Origin of the sequence: Streptomyces sp. NPDC086549, from assembly GCF_044746205.1 — a bacterium.
Lineage (GTDB): Bacteria > Actinomycetota > Actinomycetes > Streptomycetales > Streptomycetaceae > Streptomyces.
In genome coordinates this window covers 109293-130317 of the sequence record NZ_JBIVBS010000015.1, presented here as the reverse complement: position 1 = coordinate 130317, position 21025 = coordinate 109293, and the positions used below count along the sequence as shown (strand labels likewise).

Below are 21025 nucleotides of genomic sequence, written 5' to 3'. Positions count from 1 at the left end.
GTCATGCGGCCCCCAGCGGCGGCGCCGGTCTGCCGCCCGCGTCGAGATAGGACTGCGGGGGCTTGAGGCGCTGCCCCGGCAAGCCCCCCTTCTCGTACTTCAGGAGCTTCTGGGCCTTCTCGGGGTCGGTCTCGCCCTCGCCGTACGCCGGGCAGAGCGGGGCGATGGGGCAGGCGCCGCAGGCGGGCTTGCGGGCGTGGCAGATGCGGCGGCCGTGGAAGATCACGTGGTGCGAGAGCATCGTCCACTCGCTCTTCGGGAACAGCGAGCCGACCGCTGCCTCGATCTTGTCCGGATCGGTCTCATCGGTCCACTTCCAGCGCCGCACCAGCCGCTGGAAGTGCGTGTCCACGGTGATGCCGGGCCGTCCGAAGGCGTTGCCCAGGACGACGAACGCGGTCTTGCGGCCGACACCGGGCAGCTTGACCAGGTCCTCCAGCCTCCCGGGGACCTCGCCGCCGAACTGCTCGACGAGGGCCTTGGACAGCCCCATGACGGACTTGGTCTTGGCCCGGAAGAAGCCGGTGGGGCGGAGGATCCCCTCCACCTCCTCCGGGACCGCGGCGGCCAGGTCCTCAGGAGTGGGGTACTTGGCGAAGAGGGCCGGGGTCGTCTGGTTGACCCTGAGGTCCGTGGTCTGGGCGGAGAGCACCGTGGCGACCAGGAGCTCGAAGGGGTTCTCGAAGTCGAGCTCGGGGTGGGCGTACGGGTACACCTCGGCGAGCTCGCGGTTGATGCGGCGGGCGCGGCGGACCAGTGAGGTGCGCGACTCGTTCGCCGGCACCTTCGCGGGCGCGATCTTCACGGGCGCGACTTTCGCCGCCGCCTCCTTCGCGGGCGCGGCCTTCGCGGGCGCCTTCTTCGGCACCGCCTTCTTCGCCGCCGTCTTCTTCACAGGCGCCGTTTTAGCCGTTTTTACGGTTTTCCCACCGCCGCCCGGATTCTGTTCGCCCACAGCGGAATCGCGACGTACAACCACCCGCCCAGCCCCCTTGGCCTGTGCTCTACCGGCGATTTGGACACCCGGCCAGCCTAAAGCCAGGCACCGACATCCGCCCCGGACCCAGAGGATCAGCGCCCAATTGGACCCCTGCCGCTTACCTCGGGACACCTGTGCGGCATCCTTGTGACAGATCACACTGTTTGGACCGTCCGGCAAAATGGGGAGCACGGTCCCCTGGTACCAAGGGGGAGCAAGATCCCCTGAGCAGGTCGACAAGGAGAGAACTCGTGGACGACGTTCTGCGGCGCAACCCGCTCTTCGCGGCGCTCGATGACGAGCAGTCCGCGGAACTGCGCGCCTCCATGAGTGAGGTGACGCTCGCACGTGGCGACTCCCTGTTCCACGAGGGCGACCCGGGCGACAGGCTCTACGTCGTCACCGAGGGCAAGGTCAAGCTCCACCGCACCTCACCCGACGGCCGCGAGAACATGCTCGCCGTGGTCGGCCCCGGCGAACTCATCGGTGAGCTGTCCCTCTTCGACCCGGGCCCGCGCACGGCGACCGCCACCGCGCTGACCGAGGTCAAGCTGCTGGGTCTGGGCCACGGCGACCTCCAGCCCTGGCTGAACGCCCGCCCCGAGGTGGCCACCGCCCTGCTGCGCGCCGTCGCGCGCCGTCTGCGCAAGACCAACGACGCCATGTCCGACCTGGTCTTCTCCGACGTCCCCGGCCGTGTGGCCCGCGCCCTGCTGGACCTCTCCCGCCGCTTCGGCGTGCAGTCCGAAGAGGGCATCCACGTCGTCCACGACCTGACGCAGGAAGAGCTGGCCCAGCTGGTCGGCGCGTCCCGCGAGACCGTGAACAAGGCGCTCGCGGACTTCGCCCAGCGCGGGTGGCTCCGCCTGGAGGCGCGGGCCGTGATCCTGCTGGACGTCGAAAGGCTCGCGAAGCGCTCGCGCTGACGCCGAGTCACCCGGACGTACGTCGACGGGGTGCCGCCTCGTGAGGGGCGGCACCCCGTTTTCGTTGCCGACGCGGCGGCAAATGAGCTGCCCGGCCGGTCCCCCCGGGGCACAGTGAGCCCATGCCCGAAACCATGCCCTCCAAAGGCCTCGACCCTCAGGGCCGCATCGAACGCGAAGGCTCACTCGTCCGCGTCCCGCACGAGTTCCGCCCCGTGGTCGCCGCCGCGCGGGACCGGCTGCTGGACGTCTTCGGGGCGCGGCTGCACAGCGCCTACCTCTACGGCTCGATCCCACGCGGCACCGCGCGCGTGGGCCGCAGCGACCTCGATCTCCTGGTCGCACTGCGGGAGGAGCCGAGCGACGCGGACCGAGAGGCCTTCCGTGCGCTCGGCGACGCGCTGGACAAGGAGTTCCCGCAGATCGACGGGGTCGGGACACTGCTGTACAGCAGGGCGCGGCTGCTGAGTGAGCTGGAGCGGTACGACCTGGGTTGGTTCGTCGCCTGCCTGTGCACACCGGTCCTCGGGGAGGATCTCGCCGAGTACCTGCCCCGCTACCGGCCCGACTCCCTGCTCGCCCGCGAGACCAACGGGGATCTGGCCCTCTTCCTCCCCCGCTGGCGGGAGCGGATCGCCGGCGCGGACGTCTCCGGAGAGGCCCTGCGACCCCTCGTACGGTTCATGTCCCGGCACCTCGTCCGCACCGGGTTCACCCTCGTCATGCCCCGCTGGAACGGCTGGACCAGCGACCTGAGGGAGATGGCCCAGGTCTTCGGCGCGTACTACCCGGAGCGGGCGGGGCAGATGCGGGCCGCGGCCGAGTACGGGTACGAGCCGGAGGGCGATCCCGCCGTCCTGCGGTCGTACGTCGACAACCTCGGGCCGTGGCTCGCCGAGGAGTACGCGCGCGTGCACGGTGTGAAGGCCCCGAGACCGGACTGAGCACCGGTTCGGGCGCCGACCGGGCGAACAGGCCCTGGATCAGCCTCGGATCGACCCCGGATCGGCCCTGGACCGACCCTGGCGCCCCCGACTCGACCCTGGCGGCCCCGGATCAGCCCTAGATCAGCCCGTGGTCCCGGAGATAGTCCAGCTGCGCCCGCACCGACAGCTCCGCCGCGGGCCAGAGCGAACGGTCCACGTCGGCGTACACGCGCGCGACGATCTCGGCGGCGGTGCGGTAGCCGTCCTCGACGGCCGTCTCCACCTGGGCGAGGCGGTGGGCACGGTGGGCGAGGTAGAACTCGACGGCGGCCTGTGCGTCCTCCAGGACGGGGCCGTGGCCCGGCAGGACCGTATGGACGCCGTCGTCCACCGTGAGCGACCTCAGACGCCTCAGGGAGTCCAGATAGTCGCCCAGGCGGCCGTCGGGGTGCGCCACGACCGTCGTGCCGCGGCCGAGGATCGTGTCGCCGGTCAGGACCGCCCCGTCGGCCGGGAGGTGGAAGCACAGGGAGTCCGCGGTGTGGCCGGGGGTCGGTACGACCCGCAACTCCAGGCCGCCGACCGTGACCACGTCCCCGGTGGCCAGGCCCTCGTCGCCGAGCCGCAGCGCCGGGTCCAGCGCACGCACGTTCGTACGGGTCAGCTCGGCGAACCTGGCGGCACCCTCCGCGTGGTCGGGGTGTCCGTGGGTCAGGAGGGTCAGCGCGACACGCCTGCCGGCCGTCTCGGCCGTGTCCACGACGTTCCGGAGGTGGTCGTCGTCCAGGGGACCGGGGTCGATCACGATGGCCAGGTCGGAGTCGGGCTCCGCGACGATCCAGGTGTTCGTGCCGTCCAGGGTCATCGCTGAGGCGTTGGGCGCCAGGACGTTGACGGCCCGTGCGGTGGCGGGACCGGAGAGAACTCCGCCCCTGGGCTGGCCGGGCAGGGCTGCGGCGTCCGTCATGCGGAAGCTCCTTCCGACTCCGTCGTCCACGCGTCGAGCCGGCGGCCGGAGGCCCGCCCGGCATCCCGCGGCCCGCGCGACGGTGCGAGGGACGCACAGGACGCGAGGGACACACAGGAAACGGGGCCTCCGCTCCTGGGCCGGCCCGGCTGGGCTGCGGCGACGGTCATGAGGGGCCTCCACCGGTCGGGACGGTCGGGATGTGCTTGGTGAACTCGTTGTGGCCCGGCCAGGACAGGACGATCTCGCCGTCCGCCAGGCGGGCGCGGGCCAGGACCGGGGTCATGTCGCGCGCCGGCGCGGCGGAGAGCGTCTCGGCGGCGGAGGCGTACGGAAGCAGCTGACGCAGCGTCGCGATGGTGGGCGGCATCATCGTCAGCTCGCCCGCGTCGTACGAGGTCGCGGCCTCCTGGGGGCGGATCCACACCGTGCGGTCGGCCTCGGTGGAGGCGTTCCGGGTGCGCTGGCCCTCCGGGAGGACCGCTACGAAGAACCAGGTGTCGTAGCGGCGGGACTCGAACTCCGGGGTGATCCAGCGGGTCCAGGCGCCCAGCAGGTCGGAGCGCAGGACCAGCCCGCGGCGGTCCAGGAACTCGGCGAAGGACAGGTCCCGGGCGACCAGGGCGGCACGGTCCGCTTCCCAGTCCTCGCCCGTGGTGTCGCCGACCACCGAGTCGGGGGTGGTTCCGGCGAGCAGGACGCCCGCCTCCTCGTACGTCTCCCGGACGGCCGCGCAGACGATCGCCTGCGCGCCGGTCTCGTCGACGCCGAGCCGCTGCGCCCACCACGCGCGCGTGGGGCCCGCCCAGCGGATCTGGTGGTCGTCGTCGCGCGGGTCGACACCGCCGCCGGGGTACGCGTACGCGCCTCCGGCGAACGCCATGGAGGCGCGTCTGCGCAGCATGTGGACGGCGGGACCGGCAGTGGTGTCCTTCAGGAGCATCACCGTGGCCGCGCGCCTGGCGGGCACCGGGGTGAGGGTGCCGTCCGCGAGCGCGCGGATACGTTCCGGCCACTCCGGGGGAAACCACTGCCCATTAGCCATGGGCGGAGGCTATCCCGATGTGAGCGAATGTTCGAGAGGTGCCGGCGAGCAGGGCCTGATCAGGGCCTGAGCAAGGCCTTACGGCACCAGCTCGACCTGGACCTCCACCTCCACCGGCGCGTCCAGCGGCAGCACGGCCACGCCCACCGCGCTGCGCGCGTGTACGCCCTTGTCGCCGAGCACCTCGCCGAGCAGTTCGCTGGCACCGTTGACGACGCCGGGCTGCCCGGTGAAGTCGGAGGCCGAGGCGACGAAGCCGACGACCTTCACCACGCGCGCGATGCGGTCCAGGTCACCGGCGACGGACTTCACGGCGGCCAGGGCGTTGAGCGCGCAGGTGCGGGCCAGGCCCTTGGCCTCCTCCGCGGTGACCTCCGCGCCCACCTTGCCGGTGACCGGGAGCTTGCCGTCCACCATCGGCAGCTGGCCGGAGGTGTACACGTACACCCCGGACTGTACGGCGGGCTGGTACGCGGCGAGCGGCGGCACGACCGCCGGCAGGGAGAGGCCGAGTTCGGCCAGCTTGGCCTCGACGGCGCTCACGACTGCTTCTCCCGCTTCAGGTAGGCCACGAGCTGCTCGGGGTTGTTCGGGCCGGGCACGACCTGGACGAGCTCCCAGCCGTCCTCGCCCCAGGTGTCCAGAATCTGCTTCGTGGCGTGGACGAGCAGCGGCACGGTTGCGTATTCCCACTTGGTCATGTGGCCGACTGTAGCCGCTGTTATCCACAGCCTCCCGCGTAGCCTGTCGGCGGACTGGTTAGTCTCGAAGGCGTGAGCAGGCTCCAGGTCGTCAGCGGCAAGGGCGGGACCGGAAAGACGACGGTCGCCGCGGCCCTCGCGCTGGCCCTCGCGACCGAGGGGAAGCGGACGCTTCTCGTGGAGGTCGAGGGTCGGCAGGGCATCGCACAGCTCTTCGAAACGGAGGCATTGCCCTACGAGGAGCGGAAAATCGCCGTCGCTCCCGGGGGCGGCGAGGTGTACGCCCTCGCCATCGATCCCGAACTGGCCCTTCTGGACTACCTCCAGATGTTCTACAAGCTGGGCGGGGCGGGCCGGGCCCTGAAGAAGCTCGGCGCCATCGACTTCGCCACCACCGTCGCACCGGGTCTGAGGGACGTCCTCCTGACGGGCAAGGCGTGCGAGGCGGTGCGGCGCAAGGACAAGAGCGGGCGGTTCGTGTACGACTACGTCGTCATGGACGCCCCGCCGACCGGGCGCGTCACCCGCTTCCTCAACGTCAACGACGAGGTGGCGGGGCTGGCGAAGATCGGCCCGATACACAATCAGGCGCAGGCCGTGATGCGGGTGCTGAAGTCTCCCGAGACCGCCGTGCACCTGGTCACGCTCCTGGAGGAGATGCCCGTCCAGGAGACCGCGGACGGGATCGCCGAACTGCAGGCGGCGCGGCTGCCGGTGGGCCGGGTCATCGTGAACATGGTGCGGCCCGAGGTGTTGGACGCGGCCGACCTGGAGCTCGTGCGGACCGTCCCGCGCACCGCCGTGGCGCATGCTCTCTCGGCCGCCGGCCTCGGCGGGGCGCGCCGCGGCGGGAAGGCCGAGCAGCTGGTGGACCCGCTGCTGGAGCAGGCCGCCGAGTACGCCGAGCGGTACGCGCTTGAGCACGAGCAGCGAGCCGTCCTGAGCGAGCTGGACCTGCCGCTGCACGAACTGCCGCTGCTCGCCGAGGGCATGGACCTGGCGGGCCTGTACGAACTCGCCACCGAGCTGCGGAAGCAGGGGATCGCATGAGTCCGGACCTGGCCCAGGCGCAGGACACCACCCGCCACCGGCTGTCCCCGGCGCGCGTGCTCGACATCGACCCGCTGATCGACGATCCGAAGACCCGGATCGTGGTGTGCTGCGGCTCGGGCGGTGTCGGCAAGACGACGACCGCGGCGGCCCTGGGGCTGCGTGCCGCCGAGCGCGGCCGGAAGGTGGTCGTGCTGACCATCGACCCGGCCCGGCGGCTGGCCCAGTCCATGGGCATCGACTCACTGGACAACGTCCCGCGCCGGGTGAAGGGCACCGAGGGCGACGGCGAACTGCACGCCATGATGCTCGACATGAAGCGCACCTTCGACGAGGTCGTCGAGGCGCACGCGGATGCCGAGCGGGCGGCCGCGATCCTGGCCAATCCCTTCTACCAGTCGCTCTCGGCGGGCTTCGCGGGCACGCAGGAGTACATGGCCATGGAGAAGCTGGGTCAGCTGCGGGCCCGGGACGAGTGGGACCTGATCGTCGTCGACACTCCGCCGTCCCGGTCGGCGCTGGACTTCCTTGACGCGCCCAAGCGGCTCGGGTCCTTCCTGGACGGGCGGCTGATCCGGCTGCTGACGGCCCCGGCGAAGCTGGGCGGACGCGCGGGGATGGCCTTCCTCAACGTCGGCATGTCGATGATGACCGGCACGCTGGGCAAGCTGTTGGGCGGTCAGCTGCTGAAGGACGTCCAGACGTTCGTGGCCGCGATGGACACGACCTTCGGCGGGTTCCGCACGCGCGCGGACGCGACGTACAAACTGCTGCAGGCGCCCGGTACGGCGTTCCTGGTGGTGGCGGCCCCGGAGCGGGACGCGCTGCGCGAGGCCGCGTACTTCGTGGAGCGGCTGGCCGCGGAGAACATGCCGCTGGTCGGCCTGGTGCTCAACCGGGTCCACGGCAGCGGCGCCGACCGCTTGTCGGCCGAACGTGCGCTCGCCGCCGCGGAAAATCTTGAAGAGCCCCGCATTGTGGATCAGGGGGGCGGGAAAGCTGGACTTCGTAACTCTCCCGACACGTACGGCAGTTCAGAATCTCCCGCTTCCGAATCTCCCACTTCCGAAGCACCGGCTCCTGCCGAAGGCTCCCCCGCCGCCACGGACCCGGAGCGATCAGTCGTTCAGCTCACCGCAGGCCTGCTGAAGCTGCACGCCGAGCGTATGCGGCTGCTCTCCCGCGAGCAGCGCACGCGTGACCGCTTCACCGCACGCCACCCCGAGGTGGCGGTGGTGGAGGTGGCCGCGCTGCCCGGCGACGTGCACGACCTGACAGGACTGCGGGACATCGGGGAACGGCTCGCGGCCGCGCGGCCGGAGCTCCCCTAGGTTGTGACCCGTCCTGGGCGCATGCCCGAGGCGGTGTATCCCCCTTGGCGCATGCCCGACCTTGGCGCATGCCCGACCGGGGCTTCCACCGGGGCTTCCCATGGCGCACGCGTCTGAGGGTGCGACTGACGCGTGCGACGCAAACCCGGTCGGAGCTGCCCCGGGCGTATGCCCGAGAGGAAATGCCCGAGGGGAATGCCCCTCAGCTCACCGCCGCGTAGTTCTCGTACACCTCGTCGCTGTCGAGAGGCACGATCCCGGCCCCGCGTTCGTACTCCAAGCGCGCGGTCTCCAGGAGCCTGCGCCAGGACGTCACGGTGGGCCGCCTGCGCAGCAGCGCGCGGCGCTCCCGCTCCGTCATGCCTCCCCACACGCCGAATTCGACGCGGTTGTCCAGCGCATCGGCCAGACATTCGGTGCGTACCGGACATCCGGTGCACACTGCCTTGGCCCTGTTCTGCGCTGCTCCCTGAACGAACAGTTCATCCGGATCGGTAGTGCGGCAGGCGGCCTGCGCACTCCAGTCGGTAACCCAGCCCATACCGGCGCCGTCCTCTCCCGAATCGAGGCTCCCCCACGGCGGCAGCGGCATATTCACCGCCGCCAGTTGAGGACGTTACGGAAGGTGGGCACAGCGCAACACCCCCTTCGGGCCCAATCTTGAATGGCCCGAACGGACTATGGGTAAACGGCAGATCACCCGCGGGAGTGAGCTGGCGACATATGCGACCATCCCGGCAAACCGGTACAGCTATGGTGCGTCACAACGGACGCCCGGTAACACACGAGGCGGATTCGGACACGTCGCCCACAAAAAATTGAGCTACGCCCGGAACGATTCGGGGTCGCCGGACGTATTGATACGTGGCCGCACTGCTGTGACAGTTGATAGCAGCTTAGGCCAATGCCTTTACGCGTGTCCGGCGAATGAGAACGTAGGCGCTTCACGCTGCCCTCGGCCCGGCTCGGGGCGGCCGCCCCGAGATGCCACGGATGCCGTTCGAGATGTCACGGATGCCGTTCATGTCACGATCCGGCACTCGAACATCCCGAGAGGCCCCCGCTCCACCGGAACCCTCAGGACTACGGATTAGGCTGCCCCCATGCCAAAGAAGCGCTCGGGCGGTGGCCTGTCGGCAACACAGCAGGCCGCCAAGTTCCTCGGTGTCAGTGTCCTCGCGGGAGCCGTGATGGCCGGCATCGCGCTGCCCGCCGCCGGCGCGCTCGGGCTGGCGGCCAAGGGGTCGGTCCAGGGCTTCGACGATATCCCGGCCAACCTGAAGAGCCCCCAGCTCAGCCAGCGGACCACGATCCTCGACGGCGAGGGCCACCAGATCGCGACCGTCTACTCCCGTGACCGCACGGTGGTGGACCTCAAGGACATCTCGCCGTACATGCAGAAGGCGATCGTCGCGATCGAGGACTCCCGCTTCTACCAGCACGGCGCGATCGACCTGAAGGGCGTCCTGCGCGCCCTGAACAAGAACGCGCAGAGCGGCGGCGTCGCCCAGGGCGCCTCCACGCTCACCCAGCAGCTGGTGAAGAACTACTTCATCGAGGAGGCCGGCGACGACCCGACGAAGGTCGCCCAGGCCACCCAGCAGACCCTGGGCCGCAAGGTCCGTGAGCTGAAGTACGCGATCCAGATCGAGGAAAAGCTCGGCAAGAAGAAGATCCTCGAGAACTACCTCAACATCACCTTCTTCGGCGAGCAGGCCTATGGCGTCGAGGCGGCCTCCCAGCGCTACTTCTCCAAGCACGCCAAGGACCTCAGCCTGCAGCAGGCCGCGCTCCTGGCCGGCATCGTCCAGTCGCCCAGCCGGTACGACCCGGTGAACGACGAGGCGGAGGCCACCAAGCGCCGCAACACCGTCCTGCAGCGCATGGCCGAGGTCGGCGACATCTCCCAGCAGGAGGCCGACGCGGCCAAGGAGAAGCCGCTCGGGCTGCACGTCAGCCAGCCGAAGAACGGCTGCATCACCGCCACCAAGGGTGCCGGCTTCTTCTGCAAGTACGTGGAGAACGTCTTCCTCACCGACCCGGTCTTCGGCAAGACCAAGGAGGAGCGGGCCAAGGTCTGGAACCGCGGCGGTCTGACGATCCGTACGACCCTCGACCCACAGGCCCAGGCGTCGGTCCAGGCCTCGCTCAAGCAGCACGTCAACAAGTCGGACAAGGTCGCCGCGGCCGCCACGCTGGTCGAGCCCGGCACCGGCAAGGTCCTGGCCATGGGCCAGTCGAAGCCGTACGGCTACGGCAAGAACGAGACCGAGTACAACTTCTCGGTCGACCGCTCGCTGGGCGGCTCCAACTACGGCTTCCCGACCGGTTCGACCTTCAAGCCGTTCGTGGCCGCGGCCGCCATCGAGGGCGGCAAGCCGGCGACGCAGGCGTACTCGTCGCCGTACCAGATGCTGTACCCGAGCCCCGTGCAGGCCTGCGACGGCAAGCAGTGGGTCAACAACGAGAACGCGAAGGTCGAGAACGAGAGCGCGACGGAGAAGGGCCCGTACGCCATGAAGGAGGCGATGGCCAAGTCGGTCAACACCTACTTCGTGCAGCTCATCTCCGACATCGGCCTGTGCCCGGTGGTGAAGATGACCGACGCGCTGCACGTGGTGCAGGGCGACGGCGAGAAGCTCCCCCAGGTCCCCGCCATCGCGCTCGGCTCCAAGGGCATCTCCCCCCTGACGATGGCCAACGCCTACGCCACCTTCGCCGCCCGCGGCATGTACTGCACGCCGATCGCCATCGAGTCGATCACCCAGAAGGTCGGCAACGAGCACAAGTCCCTCCAGGTGCCGAAGTCGACCTGCTCGCGCGCGATGAGCGAGAAGACCGCCGACACCGTGAACACCCTGCTGCGCGGTGTGGTCGACTCCGGTACGGGTCAGCAGGCCGGTCTCACCGACCGCGAGAGCGCCGGTAAGACGGGTACGACGGACGAGCGCAAGAACGCCTGGTTCGTCGGCTACACACCCAACATGGCCGGTGCGGTCTGGGTCGGCAGCGCCCGGCAGAACGTGAAGATGGTCAACATCTCCATCGGCGGCGTCTACCACCCCCTCGTCTACGGCGGCCAGGTCCCCGGCCCGATCTGGAAGGACGCCATGACCGGCGCCCTGGAGGGCAAGAGCGCCGACTCCTTCCACCTCGTCGACATCCCGGACGGCAACAACGACGAGGACGGTCACGGCCGTGGGAACGGACACGACAACGGCGGCGGCGACAACGGCGGCCTCATCGGCGGGATCATCGGCGGCCTGACGGACGGCGGCACGACGACGGGCACGACGACGGGCACGACGAACGGCACGACGAACGGCGGCACCTTCCCGACACCCACCATCTCCCTCCCGGGCAACTTCATCCAGGGGGCGGCCAACGGAGGGAACAACGGGAACGGGAACGGCGGGACGCGCTGACGCCCGTACGGCCGACCGTCCACGGTCTGCCGTACGCGTCTGTCGTCTGCCGTACACCGTCCGAGTCCGAACACGACAGGACCGCACCCGGGCCGAGGCCCACGGTGCGGTCCTGTTCGTCTGTACAAGCCTGTACGAGCTGTCGTGCGTCAGCCCTGCAGCAGCTTCTTGACCGCGGCGGCGACGCGGCCGCCCTCGGCCTGGCCGGCCACCTTCGGGTTCACGATCTTCATGACGGCGCCCATGGCCCGCGGCCCCTCGGCGCCCGCCGCCTTGGCCTCCGCGACGGCCTGGGCGACGATCTGCTCCAGCGCCTCGTCGGACAGCTGCTTCGGCAGGTACGCGGCGAGGAGCTCGCCCTCCGCCTTCTCCCGCTCGGCCTGCTCGGGGCGACCACCCTGGGCGAAGGCGTCGGCAGCCTCCCGGCGCTTCTTGGCCTCCTTGGTGATCACCTTCAGAACCTCGTCGTCGGAGAGCTCACGCTTCTCCTTGCCCGCGACCTCCTCCTTGGTGATCGCGGTGAGCGTCAGCCGGAGCGTCGAGGAGCGGAGCTCGTCGCGCTCCTTGATCGCGGCGTTGAGGTCGTCGTGCAGCTTCGACTTGAGCGTGGTGGTCATAGCAACGATTGTCGCAGGTGTGGAACCCCGGACGCCCGTCGATTTAGGCGGCGGCTCGGGCGAAGGGCAGACGAAAGGCAGCCGAAGGGCAGGCGAAGGGGCGGGCAACGGCTCGGTCGGCGGCCGGTAACGGGGCGGCCGTATCGTCTGACACGATGGTCGTATGCGCGCTCGATACGGAGTACCTCTGGGAATCGCGGCGGCCGGCGCCGCCGGTGTGTTGTACGCGGCTGGCTTCGAGGCCCGCTCCTTCCGGCTCCGACGGGTGACCGTCCCGGTCCTCCCCGCGGGCATGCGCCCGATGCGCATCCTCCAGGTCTCCGACATCCACATGGTGAGCGGTCAGCGCAAGAAGCAGCGCTGGCTGCGCTCGCTGGCGGGGCTCCGCCCGGACTTCGTGATCAACACCGGCGACAACCTCTCGGACCCGGAGGGCGTCCCGGAGGTCCTGGACGCGCTGGGCCCCCTGATGGAGTTCCCGGGGGCGTACGTCTTCGGCTCCAACGACTACTACGGCCCCAAACCCCGCAACCCGGCCCGCTACTTGATGGAGAAGGTCAACGGCCGCCACGGCCTGAACGGCAACCCGCCGGCCGTGGGCGTGATCCACAACCCCTGGGAGGACCTCCGCGACAGCTTCGACGCGGCGGGCTGGCTGAACCTGACGAACACCCGGGGTGTGCTGAAGGTCGAGGGCGTCTCGGTGGAGCTGACGGGCCTGGACGACCCGCACATCAAGCGCGACCGTTACCTGCAGGTGGCCGGCGGCCCCTCCGGTACGTCCGACTTCTCGATGGGCGTGGTGCACGCGCCGTACCTGCGAGTGCTGGACTCGTTCACGGCGGACGACTACCCCCTGATCCTGGCCGGCCACACACACGGCGGCCAGCTCTGCATCCCCTTCTACGGCGCCCTCGTCACCAACTGCGACCTGGACACGGACCGCGTGAAGGGCCTGTCCACGCACACGGCGGAGGGCCGGACGTCGTACCTGCACGTCTCGGCGGGCTGCGGTACGAACCGCTACACACCGGTACGGTTCGCATGCCCGCCGGAGGCGACGCTGCTGACGCTGGTGGGCCGGGAGTAACCCACTGGGGCGACAGCCGAGTGGGTCTGGTGGGCCTGACGGGCCGGGTGGGCCTGGCGGGCCTGGCGGGTCACCCACCCGGCCCACCCGCATCGCCCCTTTTATCCCCCCTGCTTAGCGTGAGGGCATGACCGCCCCGATACCCAGGGACATCCCGGACCTCCCCGCGGTCCCGCGCAAACCCCCACTGCTGCCCGCGCCCGTACCGGCCACGGCGGTGGTGCCTCCCGTCCCCCACCCCCTGGCCGCGCTGTTCCGCCTCCTGGCCGCCCTGACGGCCGCCGCCGGGGTGACCCTGGAACTCCTCCTCGGCAGCCCGGCCCGCGCCGCGAGCTACTTCAGCGTCCAGGCCGGCGCGCTGCTGGCGCTGGTGTTCGTGATCTCCGCCCACCGGGCGTGGACGGCCCGCCGCCCCCTGCCGTCGGCCGTGACAGGCGCCACACTGCTCTACGCCGTGATCTCGGCCCTCGCCTACCACCTGCTCCTGGCCCACACGGCGCCCCCGTTCTCCATGACGGGCGCCACCACGCCACCGGCGCCCTGGCACAGCGAGTGGATCGCCGCCCAGCTCCTCCACAAGGCGGCCCCGGCCGCGGCGGTCCTGGACTGGCTCCTTCTCACCACCCCCGGCCGCCTGCACCTGCGCCAGGCCGCCGCGTGGCTCCTCTACCCCCTGGCCTACCTGGCCTTCACCCTCATCCGGGGCGAACTCCTCCTCCCCGGCGACCCCGGCCGCTACCTCTACCCCTTCCTGAACGTCGAGCAGCACGGCTACCGCGGCGTCCTGGCCAACGCCCTCCTCCTGGGCCTCGCCATCTACGCCTTGGCCATCCTGCTGATCGCCCTGGACCACGCCCGCCCGAACCCGATCCGCCGCCGCGCCAAAACCGGATTTCGTCTCCGGCCACCGGTGGGCTAAAGTAAACGACGTCGCCGCGGGAAGCAGCGACATCGGGGTGTAGCGCAGCTTGGCAGCGCGCTTCGTTCGGGACGAAGAGGTCGTGGGTTCAAATCCCGCCACCCCGACAGCCGTAACAGCAGGTCAGGCCCGGTGCTGAGAGATCAGCACCGGGCCTGATCTGCTGTGCGAGCCCGTCTTGGGAGCCATTTGGGAGCCGACTTCGGGAAGCGGCTCCCCGGCGGCTCCCCGCAAGTGGCGTTCCGCGGTCGAGACGGGTGTGCACTGCGTGCGCTCCGTCCAAGCCATCCCCATGGCTTGTGCCGAGGAGACGGCAGGCGATACGACGATCACCATGCACCGATGGTCTCCGTTGAATGACCGCCAGTTAGCGCTCCTCGTCCGTATCGGATCCGGAACCGACCCCGTCACATCAGAAAGCCCCGAGCTCGCCCTCACCGCTCGCGCGCTCAAAGAGCGGGGTCTGATCACTATGCCCAAGAAGAGTGGGAAGTGGCAGCGGAGATCACCGACGCTGGACGCTTCTACCTGGAGCACGGGCATCATCCGGACCGCCCCGTGCAGGCTCCACGCAGACCTCGTTGAGCCGCAATAGCAGCCGAGGCGCCGGCCGCCTCTCACCCGCAGCAGGACGCCACTCCCCCACTGAAGACGAAGCCTCCCTCGCAGCGTGCCGAAGCCCCTGCGGCTCTCACCGGCGGAGTCGGCGCGGCACTGATCACACAGGTACAGGAAGCCGGACGATTCCTCCGGATCCCGAACCCCAGCGTCGAGGAACGGGCTCGCTACCGCAGAGCCTTCGACGCGGCAACGCAGTGCGCACCGGAGGGGTACCACCTGAAGTACAGCGGGCGGGCGAAGGGCGATTTCTTCCTCGGCCTGCTCCGGGTGACCTGCGAGGACGACACCGAGTGGAACCGGATCCGCCTGGCACGCAGCCGTGTGATCACCGATGTCGAGGACGTGCTCACGGCGGTCACTGCGGATCACAGCGCCTTCGAGATCTCGGAGGAAGTTCTGCCCCGGGTGCTCGCGCTGCTCCGACTCCTCGCCGAGCAGGCTCTCGCCCGCCGGCCACTCTCCAGGCGGCTCACCTTTGACTGGTGATACCCAAGTGCGGCAGCGACGTCCTTCTGCGAGCGCTGCTGTAACACGCGTGCCTGACGAATCACTTCTCCGATCCGTCTCGCCTCGCTCTGTGCCTCGGCCATCTGTGCCACGGCTCCTCCAGGGCCTGTCCGGCATTCGCGGAGACGTGCGGACCTCGGCCGTGCCTCAGCGGAAGGGGCCCTGGCGCGCCCTCGTCGCAGCCGCTTCCGGTTACGGCCGACGTACGGTTGAAGTACCGAGGGCATCACGCACTCCGGCCGCCACGCCGGGTCGTCCTCGGCGAGAGACGATTCCGGGCCGCCCCAGTGGTCGGCGCGGAGACGGGTCGGCACATCATGTCCGCCGCGGTCGAAGCATCTGCGCAAGCTCATCATGGCTGGGGCCGCGCTGAGCACGGGCGCGGCTCCGCGCCCCCACCAAGGGGAGGCGTGATGGCTCCTTCCCGGCTGGACATCCATCGGCGGAACCGAGGGGAGCGGACGTTCGTCACGCTTGCCGGTGACATCGGGCCGGCCACGACGCCGTTGCTGCGGGCCGCGTTGGAGCAGTGTCTGCTGGACGGTGTCACCGTGATCGACATCGACCTGACCACGGTCGGCTCCTGCGACGCGGGGGGCCTGGACGTCCTCCGGTCGGCATCATTGCGCGCCGGCCGGGTCCACGCCTGCCTGAGGCTGCAGCACCCGTGCGCGCAGATCACCCGGCTCCTCGATGCCACCGGATCCACTTCGCTGCTCCTTACGGCCCCCGTGCGCCCCGTGCCACCCGCCGCGCCCGGCGCCCTCATGAGTACCGGGACGCGGGCGTCCCAAGACCCCGCTCGTCGGCCGGATCACCCGGTCCTCAAGGACGGAATCCGGCTTCGCCGGCTGACCCGCTGGCAGGCCGAAGACATGCGCGAGGACATCGCGGACCTGGCTGCGGCGTCCGTCGCCGGCACCCTGGGTGAGGCATACCACGACCGTGGAGACTTCCTGCACCGCCTGGCGGTCACTGCCCACCGCCCCGGCTTCGCCCTGCTGGTCGCGGAGACGACGGTGCTGGTCGGTTGCGCCTTCGGTTTTCCGGTGGGTCCTGACGGTTCCGGCCGCCGGGGGTTCGACGGAACGCTCCAGGGGATCGTCCAGCGGCTCACCTCCCGAGCACGGTTCGTCGTCCTCACCCAGGTCGTGGCCCATCCGCACGCTCAGCACCGCGATATCGGCCGCCGCCTGCAACAGCGTCTGCTCACGGACCTGCACTCCCGCCTCGGAGTCACCCTGCTGCATCCTGCCGACCAGACAGGACAAGCCACCCTCTCGTCCTGGGGCTGGCAGAACATGGGTGAGGTCGTCGGGCTGCCCGGCCCCGTCGCCCCTTGCGTGTTGACCCTGTCTGTCGAAGGGCTGCCGCCCTTGGCACGCCGATAATTCGGCAGAGGGGCGATGAGCCGACGGTCGTACCGGCCGGGGCGGTCACCCCCCGTCGTCCGCTGTACGGACGTGTCTTCACGCGATGGCTGCCTGCCTCTCCGCGATGGCTGCACACCGGGCCGCCCGCCACGGCCGGGAGTAACCTGACAGGTACCGAGAGCTTTCGGGCGCACGACCACGGCGGCGCCGTTCCCGGCGAGTGACAGACACGGGCGGCCGGCAGCCGCCCGGAACGGGATCGTACGATGAACGCCATCACAGAGCCCGCCGAAGGTACGGCACCAGATGAAGGCTGCTCCTACCGGATGCCCCTGCCCCGGCTGCGCCTCACGCCGGGCGTCAGCCATGGCCCGCTGGACGGCGCGTGGTGGCCGCGCTGCGACGCACTGGAACTGGAGCTGCCCGCGCTGGTCGGCTCCTTGGATCCGAGTATCGGCACCGTCACCCACGTCACCGTGGGGACCGCCGCCTGGCCCGATGCCCCGCAGGAGGTGATGGCGCCCGGCCATGTGATCGAGGTGGTCCTGACCGATCTTGCCGCCGAGGCGCATGCCATCACCGTGGACTGCGGCACCGTGGGACGCTGGGAACTGCTGGTGATCCCCCCGGACGAGCCGGCCGGAGTCGCCACCCGGCTGCTGACCGCCGCCGCCGACCCCGGGAACCCACTGCCGGCTCCGCGCCTGCTGGCACTCACCGAAAGCGGCCTCGACGGACAGGACACATGGGAGTCGGAAGGAGGGTCCGCACTCAGGTGAGAGGCCCTATCCGGACGGGCCCGGGTGACGGGGCCAGTCCCGGAGCGTCTACGACCTCGACGGAGCGATGAGACTGGCAGACCCTGCGCCGTCCCCGCCCGCCGCTCCGATCGACTCGGAACATGGCGGGTGAGGGGATGATGGCCGGACAGCGCGCGGACCGCTCCGAGAGCTTCGGGGAAGCTCTGCTGGGAGAGGTCCTCGATCGCGCGCATGAACTGCCGCCCCATCTCATCGGGCCATTGGTCGCTGACGTGGTGGAGCGGCTCGGGGGCCGCCGGCCGCAGGTGCTGCTGCAGGACTACGGCCAGCTGCTGCTCGTACCCCTGCCCGGCGACGGCCTCACGGACGGGGAACCGCAGGTGATCGACGACTCCGAGGCGGGCCGCTGCTTTCTCGACGCTCAACCCGTCGAGCTGCCCGAGGATGACGGCGTGCGAATCTTCCTGCCGCTGCTGGACGGCGGCGATCAGGTCGGGGTCATGGCAGTGACGTTGGACAGCGTCGATGAACACGACCGCCGCATACTGCGCAGGGTCGCCGGCCTGGTGGCGGACCTGCTGGTGACCAAGCACGGCTACTCCGACCTTTTCTTCGGTGTCCGACGCAGGGAACCGATAAGCGTCGCCGCCGAGATCCAGTGGGCTCTGCTGCCACCGCTGGCGATGATCATGCCTCGGGTCGCCGTGGCCGGGATCCTGGAACCCGCCTATGCCGTGGCGGGTGACAGCTTCGACTACGCCCTCAACGGAGACGTCCTCCAAGTGGCCATGATCGACGCGATGGGGCACGGACTGGACGCGGCCACGATGGCGACCGTGGCCATCGGCGCCTACCGCCACGCCCGCCGCGCCGGCACCGGGCTGCCGGAGATCTACGCCTTCATGGACCGCGCTGTGGCGGACCAGTTCGGCCCCGAGCATTTCGTCACCGCGCAGATGCTGCAGCTGGACACCACGACGGGGCATCTCCAGTGGGTCAACGCCGGGCACCCGTCACCGATGCTCGTCCGTGATCACTGCGTCACACTGCGGCTGACCGGTCCGACGACCCTCCCTGTCGGCCTCGGGGGTCCGGAGCCGCTGACGAGCGAGATGAAGCTGGAGCCGGGGGACCGCCTCCTGTGCTTCACCGACGGGCTGATCGAGGAGCACGATGCCGGGGAGGAGGAGTTCGGGGAGGAGCAGATGATCGACTGGGTGAACCAGTTGGAGAGAACCGGCCGCGGAATCCGGGCGGTGGCGCGCTCCCTGTCCCACACGCTCATGCGGGCGCGGGGCGGACACACCACGGATGACGCGACGCTGCTCCTGCTGGAGTGGCGCGGCTGATCTCACTCCGGCGGCACCTGCGCGCTCGCGGTGTCGATGAGTATCTGATTCGCCTGGGTGACGTTGTCGGCCCGGACGGCCTGTGCCATCGCGGCGTGAGCGGCCTCGGGTGCTGTGTCCGGCGGAACCACCAGCAGCGAGAAGATGTCCTGGTCGCCTCGGGTGATCAGCACGGTCTCGTCGCCCAGCGGAAAGGAGTCGATGTGTACCACCTTGTCGTCGACGACAATCCGCGTCGGGAGCCCTTCCCAGGCCGTGGTGTCCAGCCCCACGCGCGTGAGGGGGCCGAGGTGGCCGGTGAGGGCGCTGAGCAGCGCGGGCAGCTCGGCGGCGATGTCGCGCGACCGCGGCCACCACGCACCGTCGAGGACACCTTCGCGCGACTCCGTGGTCTCCAGCCGGAGCAACGCACACCCCGGCTGCACGGCCTCGTGAACACCGCTGGGCAGATGCCGCGAAACAGGCCGTGCATCGGAGCCAGTCATGAGGATCACCTGTCTTCGGGACTCGGGGCGATCACAGGACTCGTCTCGCCTTTTACACGCTACTCCTCGTGCCACGGGCGCCGATTTTCCGGATTCGCCCCGTCCCGGGCAAGCCAGCCGGCCAGAACGGATTCGGGACACATGAGGCCGGAAAACCCCGTGAAACACGAGAGCTATGGAGGGGTGTTTTTCCGGTCCAGACGCCGTTCAGCCGCTGTTCCCGCAGGCCACAGCCCACTCCAGGGAATCCTCAAGCGGGTGTCGCAGGTTCGAATCCGCACCACCCTCCGGAAGCCCCGCCGTCGCACCGTCGGTTGGGTTGGATCGGCAAGTCCACGCTCTCCCACAGATCGAGGCATCGCTCACCCAGATTCCGAACACTGCCTCGCGCGGCTCAACTACCGCGGCACCGTGGGAAGGCGGCGTGCCCCAATTCGCCTCCCTCAGCATGAGACGCGTGTTCCTGTGCGTAACGCAGCGAAAATGCACGGTCTGTGGTTTGGAGGTACCCCAGGGGCCGGTGTGGCGGGTGGTGGACACCGAAGAGACGGGGATGCTCACTGAAGTGCTGTCGCGCGACATAGGCGGCAAGTTCCTCAACATGGCTCCAGCTCAAGAGGGTCCGGGCCACCGGTCGTGCATGATCTACAGCGCGATGATAGGCGCGTGGGAAGTCCGTCCCATGCGGTGGCGTCCAGGCCGACGCGCGTGACGGGGCCGAGGTGACCGGTCAGCACGTGGAGGAGGTCGGGCAGCTCCGCGCCGATGTCGCGGGACCGCGGCCACCACGCGCCGTCGAGGTTGCCTTCCCGGGAATGTGTCGTCTCCAGCCGCAGCAGAACCGTCCCGGGTTTCGCGGCCCGGTGGATCGCGTCCGTCAGGAGCCGGGGCGCGCGAGGGATGTCGGATTCGGTCATGGTGTGTGTCCGCCTGTCCGCGGGATTCGGTGTCTCCACCGAACGCGGGACCTCGTCCTCTCACGGTAAGTCGCGCGCTGCCGCACCGGTTGCGTCCACCCGCGGTTCCGGACTTGTTGCCTGTTGGTGAAGTGCCTGCTCACGTGTACGCTCCGGGACCTCGGAACGGCGTAGAGTGAACGGACCGGGAGCACTTCGCACATCGGCCGCCATGCCGGTGTCGTTCCCGGCGAGCAACAACACCGGCCTCCAAGAAGAGGCTCGGGGACAGGTCCGCGTCATGACCGCGACCATCGAACCTACGATCATCAAAGAGCGCCTGCCTTCGGCGCCGGCCCGGCTGTCCCTGACCCCGACCGGCTCAGTCCCAGGTCTTCTGGACGGCGCCTGGTGGCCCCGCTCCCGTGATCTCCTCCGGGAGATCCCCACTCTGACAGACGCGCTGGACGCGTGCTGGGGTCGGATCACCCACGTCACCGTGAACCCGGCCCACTGGCCCGTCATCCCACGCAAGGTCATCGTCACGGGTCACACGGTGCATGTCGGCTGGTTCGCCGACGAGCAGGACCCGAACAAAGTGATCCTCTTCTCCTATACGGTGGGCCGCCTGGACCTGCTGGTGATCCCTCCGGAGACGGAGCCGACCGCCGCCGCCCGGCTGATGGCAGCAGTAACCGTTCCGGGAGGTATCCGCACCGCCAGCCGTCTGATGGCCGACGAGGCCATCAGCCACGACGCGGCAGAGGCTCAAAGCCGGGAAGAGGAATGGGAGACCGACGGCGGAGCCGCGTCGGCGGCCGGAGCCGCGGTCGGGATCTTCAGCTCCGCACTGAGAAGGTGACCACGTGGAGACATCCGGCACCGTCGCCGTGATCATCGCGGGAATGTTCCTGATCCACCGGCTCAACGCGCAGCATGAAGAAAGGATCGGGGCGTTCCGCTACAGCGACGCCCTACCGGGAACCGGTTGGCGGTCCCGTAAGAGCCCACCTGCCACCGCGCCGCTGATGACGCAAACCTTCCAGCTGGGGGCGGG

At 69.8% G+C, this 21025-nt stretch carries 21 protein-coding genes, 1 tRNA gene and 1 pseudogene; 13 read left to right on the top strand and 10 right to left on the bottom strand.

Annotated elements, in window-relative coordinates; all coding sequences use genetic code 11:
• Nucleotide 1: 1 nt before the first annotated feature.
• The gene (gene nth / locus ACIPSA_RS37315) at nt 2–955 is read right to left on the bottom strand and encodes an endonuclease III (RefSeq protein WP_402642984.1); all 954 of its coding nucleotides are present in this window, start codon (nt 953–955) and stop codon (nt 2–4) included.
• 275 nt (nt 956–1230) lie between these two features.
• On the opposite strand from nth, the gene ACIPSA_RS37310 reads away from it, so the two are divergent.
• Complete coding sequence (locus ACIPSA_RS37310; protein ID WP_018547939.1) at nt 1231–1905, top strand: Crp/Fnr family transcriptional regulator; 675 nt, start codon at nt 1231–1233, stop codon at nt 1903–1905.
• A gap of 122 nt (nt 1906–2027) precedes the next feature.
• A complete protein-coding gene (locus ACIPSA_RS37305) occupies nt 2028–2849 on the top strand; it encodes a nucleotidyltransferase domain-containing protein (RefSeq protein ID WP_402642982.1) in 822 nt (273 codons plus the stop codon).
• A gap of 118 nt (nt 2850–2967) precedes the next feature.
• On the opposite strand, the gene ACIPSA_RS37300 is transcribed toward ACIPSA_RS37305, so the two are convergent.
• The 4 genes from ACIPSA_RS37300 to ACIPSA_RS37285 form a co-directional block, all read right to left on the bottom strand.
• Complete coding sequence (locus tag ACIPSA_RS37300) at nt 2968–3798, bottom strand: MBL fold metallo-hydrolase (RefSeq protein ID WP_402642979.1); 831 nt, start codon at nt 3796–3798, stop codon at nt 2968–2970.
• Between the two features lie 166 nt (nt 3799–3964).
• A complete protein-coding gene (locus ACIPSA_RS37295) occupies nt 3965–4843 on the bottom strand; it encodes an NUDIX hydrolase (RefSeq protein ID WP_402642977.1) in 879 nt (292 codons plus the stop codon).
• 78 nt (nt 4844–4921) lie between these two features.
• On the bottom strand, nt 4922–5386 hold the full coding sequence (locus ACIPSA_RS37290) for a RidA family protein (protein ID WP_402642974.1): 465 nt from the start codon (nt 5384–5386) through the stop codon (nt 4922–4924).
• A complete protein-coding gene (locus tag ACIPSA_RS37285) occupies nt 5383–5544 on the bottom strand; it encodes a DUF4177 domain-containing protein (protein ID WP_121891618.1) in 162 nt (53 codons plus the stop codon). The genes ACIPSA_RS37290 and ACIPSA_RS37285 overlap by 4 nt, the downstream gene beginning before the upstream one ends.
• 72 nt (nt 5545–5616) lie before the next feature.
• On the opposite strand from ACIPSA_RS37285, the gene ACIPSA_RS37280 reads away from it, so the two are divergent.
• Both ACIPSA_RS37280 and ACIPSA_RS37275 read left to right on the top strand, forming a co-directional pair.
• The gene (locus tag ACIPSA_RS37280) at nt 5617–6594 is read left to right on the top strand and encodes an ArsA family ATPase (protein ID WP_402642972.1); all 978 of its coding nucleotides are present in this window, start codon (nt 5617–5619) and stop codon (nt 6592–6594) included.
• On the top strand, nt 6591–7925 hold the full coding sequence (locus tag ACIPSA_RS37275) for an ArsA family ATPase (protein ID WP_402642970.1): 1335 nt from the start codon (nt 6591–6593) through the stop codon (nt 7923–7925). The genes ACIPSA_RS37280 and ACIPSA_RS37275 overlap by 4 nt, the downstream gene beginning before the upstream one ends.
• Nucleotides 7926–8127: 202 nt before the next feature.
• Here the strand turns inward: ACIPSA_RS37275 and wblA are convergent, their stop codons facing one another.
• Nucleotides 8128–8466, bottom strand: coding sequence for a transcriptional regulator WblA (wblA, locus tag ACIPSA_RS37270; RefSeq protein WP_263216586.1), 339 nt, complete (start codon nt 8464–8466; stop codon nt 8128–8130).
• Between the two features lie 562 nt (nt 8467–9028).
• Here wblA and ACIPSA_RS37265 point away from each other — a divergent pair.
• Nucleotides 9029–11350 (top strand): transglycosylase domain-containing protein, encoded by a 2322-nt coding sequence (locus tag ACIPSA_RS37265; RefSeq protein ID WP_402642968.1) that lies wholly within the window; start codon nt 9029–9031, stop codon nt 11348–11350.
• A gap of 149 nt (nt 11351–11499) precedes the next feature.
• Here the strand turns inward: ACIPSA_RS37265 and ACIPSA_RS37260 are convergent, their stop codons facing one another.
• A complete protein-coding gene (locus tag ACIPSA_RS37260) occupies nt 11500–11967 on the bottom strand; it encodes a GatB/YqeY domain-containing protein (protein WP_402642966.1) in 468 nt (155 codons plus the stop codon).
• A 163-nt stretch (nt 11968–12130) separates the two neighbouring features.
• On the opposite strand from ACIPSA_RS37260, the gene ACIPSA_RS37255 reads away from it, so the two are divergent.
• The 4 genes from ACIPSA_RS37255 to ACIPSA_RS37240 all read left to right on the top strand — a co-directional run bounded on the left by ACIPSA_RS37255 (nt 12131) and on the right by ACIPSA_RS37240 (nt 15083).
• Nucleotides 12131–13057, top strand: a complete 927-nt coding sequence (locus ACIPSA_RS37255; protein ID WP_402642963.1) for a metallophosphoesterase — start codon at nt 12131–12133, stop codon at nt 13055–13057.
• Between the two features lie 127 nt (nt 13058–13184).
• Nucleotides 13185–13976 (top strand): Pr6Pr family membrane protein, encoded by a 792-nt coding sequence (locus ACIPSA_RS37250; protein ID WP_402642961.1) that lies wholly within the window; start codon nt 13185–13187, stop codon nt 13974–13976.
• A gap of 33 nt (nt 13977–14009) precedes the next feature.
• Nucleotides 14010–14083: transfer RNA gene (locus ACIPSA_RS37245), tRNA-Pro, on the top strand.
• 781 nt (nt 14084–14864) lie between these two features.
• The gene (locus tag ACIPSA_RS37240; protein WP_402643292.1) at nt 14865–15083 is read left to right on the top strand and encodes a hypothetical protein; all 219 of its coding nucleotides are present in this window, start codon (nt 14865–14867) and stop codon (nt 15081–15083) included.
• Here ACIPSA_RS37240 and ACIPSA_RS37235 read toward each other — a convergent pair.
• A pseudogene (locus tag ACIPSA_RS37235) lies at nt 15047–15187 on the bottom strand (helix-turn-helix domain-containing protein); the annotation flags it as partial. The gene ACIPSA_RS37240 and the pseudogene ACIPSA_RS37235 sit on opposite strands and share 37 nt — an antisense overlap.
• A gap of 330 nt (nt 15188–15517) precedes the next feature.
• Between ACIPSA_RS37235 and ACIPSA_RS37230 the strand changes: the two are divergent.
• From ACIPSA_RS37230 to ACIPSA_RS37220, 3 genes are all read left to right on the top strand, one after another.
• Nucleotides 15518–16495 carry an STAS domain-containing protein gene (locus ACIPSA_RS37230; RefSeq protein WP_402642959.1) on the top strand — a complete coding sequence of 326 codons (978 nt, stop codon included), beginning with the start codon at nt 15518–15520 and terminating at the stop codon, nt 16493–16495.
• 248 nt (nt 16496–16743) lie between these two features.
• Nucleotides 16744–17256: a DUF5994 family protein gene (locus tag ACIPSA_RS37225; RefSeq protein WP_402642957.1), complete on the top strand. Its 513-nt coding sequence runs from the start codon at nt 16744–16746 to the stop codon at nt 17254–17256.
• Nucleotides 17257–17393: 137 nt separating this feature from the next.
• The gene (locus tag ACIPSA_RS37220) at nt 17394–18587 is read left to right on the top strand and encodes a PP2C family protein-serine/threonine phosphatase (protein WP_402643272.1); all 1194 of its coding nucleotides are present in this window, start codon (nt 17394–17396) and stop codon (nt 18585–18587) included.
• Between the two features lie 2 nt (nt 18588–18589).
• Here ACIPSA_RS37220 and ACIPSA_RS37215 read toward each other — a convergent pair whose 3' ends face one another.
• Both ACIPSA_RS37215 and ACIPSA_RS37210 read right to left on the bottom strand, forming a co-directional pair.
• A complete protein-coding gene (locus ACIPSA_RS37215) occupies nt 18590–19072 on the bottom strand; it encodes a DUF5994 family protein (protein WP_402642954.1) in 483 nt (160 codons plus the stop codon).
• A 596-nt stretch (nt 19073–19668) separates the two neighbouring features.
• A complete protein-coding gene (locus tag ACIPSA_RS37210; protein ID WP_402642952.1) occupies nt 19669–19989 on the bottom strand; it encodes a DUF5994 family protein in 321 nt (106 codons plus the stop codon).
• Between the two features lie 280 nt (nt 19990–20269).
• Here ACIPSA_RS37210 and ACIPSA_RS37205 point away from each other — a divergent pair, with 280 nt between their 5' ends.
• Complete coding sequence (locus ACIPSA_RS37205; protein WP_402642949.1) at nt 20270–20830, top strand: DUF5994 family protein; 561 nt, start codon at nt 20270–20272, stop codon at nt 20828–20830.
• The last annotated feature ends 195 nt before the right edge of the window (nt 20831–21025 follow it).

What these genes read in the sequence shown, in the direction of transcription:
- ACIPSA_RS37305 (WP_402642982.1), top strand. Translation starts at nt 2,028, where the DNA reads ATGCCCGAAACCATGCCCTCCAAAGGCCTCGACCCTCAGGGCCGCATC.
- ACIPSA_RS37300 (WP_402642979.1), bottom strand. Translation starts at nt 3,798, where the DNA reads ATGACGGACGCCGCAGCCCTGCCCGGCCAGCCCAGGGGCGGAGTTCTC.
- ACIPSA_RS37295 (WP_402642977.1), bottom strand. Translation starts at nt 4,843, where the DNA reads ATGGCTAATGGGCAGTGGTTTCCCCCGGAGTGGCCGGAACGTATCCGC.
- ACIPSA_RS37285 (WP_121891618.1), bottom strand. Translation starts at nt 5,544, where the DNA reads ATGACCAAGTGGGAATACGCAACCGTGCCGCTGCTCGTCCACGCCACG.
- ACIPSA_RS37275 (WP_402642970.1), top strand. Translation starts at nt 6,591, where the DNA reads ATGAGTCCGGACCTGGCCCAGGCGCAGGACACCACCCGCCACCGGCTG.
- wblA (WP_263216586.1), bottom strand. Translation starts at nt 8,466, where the DNA reads ATGGGCTGGGTTACCGACTGGAGTGCGCAGGCCGCCTGCCGCACTACC.
- ACIPSA_RS37265 (WP_402642968.1), top strand. Translation starts at nt 9,029, where the DNA reads ATGCCAAAGAAGCGCTCGGGCGGTGGCCTGTCGGCAACACAGCAGGCC.
- ACIPSA_RS37260 (WP_402642966.1), bottom strand. Translation starts at nt 11,967, where the DNA reads ATGACCACCACGCTCAAGTCGAAGCTGCACGACGACCTCAACGCCGCG.
- ACIPSA_RS37255 (WP_402642963.1), top strand. Translation starts at nt 12,131, where the DNA reads ATGCGCGCTCGATACGGAGTACCTCTGGGAATCGCGGCGGCCGGCGCC.
- ACIPSA_RS37250 (WP_402642961.1), top strand. Translation starts at nt 13,185, where the DNA reads ATGACCGCCCCGATACCCAGGGACATCCCGGACCTCCCCGCGGTCCCG.
- ACIPSA_RS37230 (WP_402642959.1), top strand. Translation starts at nt 15,518, where the DNA reads ATGGCTCCTTCCCGGCTGGACATCCATCGGCGGAACCGAGGGGAGCGG.
- ACIPSA_RS37225 (WP_402642957.1), top strand. Translation starts at nt 16,744, where the DNA reads ATGAACGCCATCACAGAGCCCGCCGAAGGTACGGCACCAGATGAAGGC.
- ACIPSA_RS37220 (WP_402643272.1), top strand. Translation starts at nt 17,394, where the DNA reads ATGATGGCCGGACAGCGCGCGGACCGCTCCGAGAGCTTCGGGGAAGCT.
- ACIPSA_RS37215 (WP_402642954.1), bottom strand. Translation starts at nt 19,072, where the DNA reads ATGACTGGCTCCGATGCACGGCCTGTTTCGCGGCATCTGCCCAGCGGT.
- ACIPSA_RS37210 (WP_402642952.1), bottom strand. Translation starts at nt 19,989, where the DNA reads ATGACCGAATCCGACATCCCTCGCGCGCCCCGGCTCCTGACGGACGCG.
- ACIPSA_RS37205 (WP_402642949.1), top strand. Translation starts at nt 20,270, where the DNA reads ATGACCGCGACCATCGAACCTACGATCATCAAAGAGCGCCTGCCTTCG.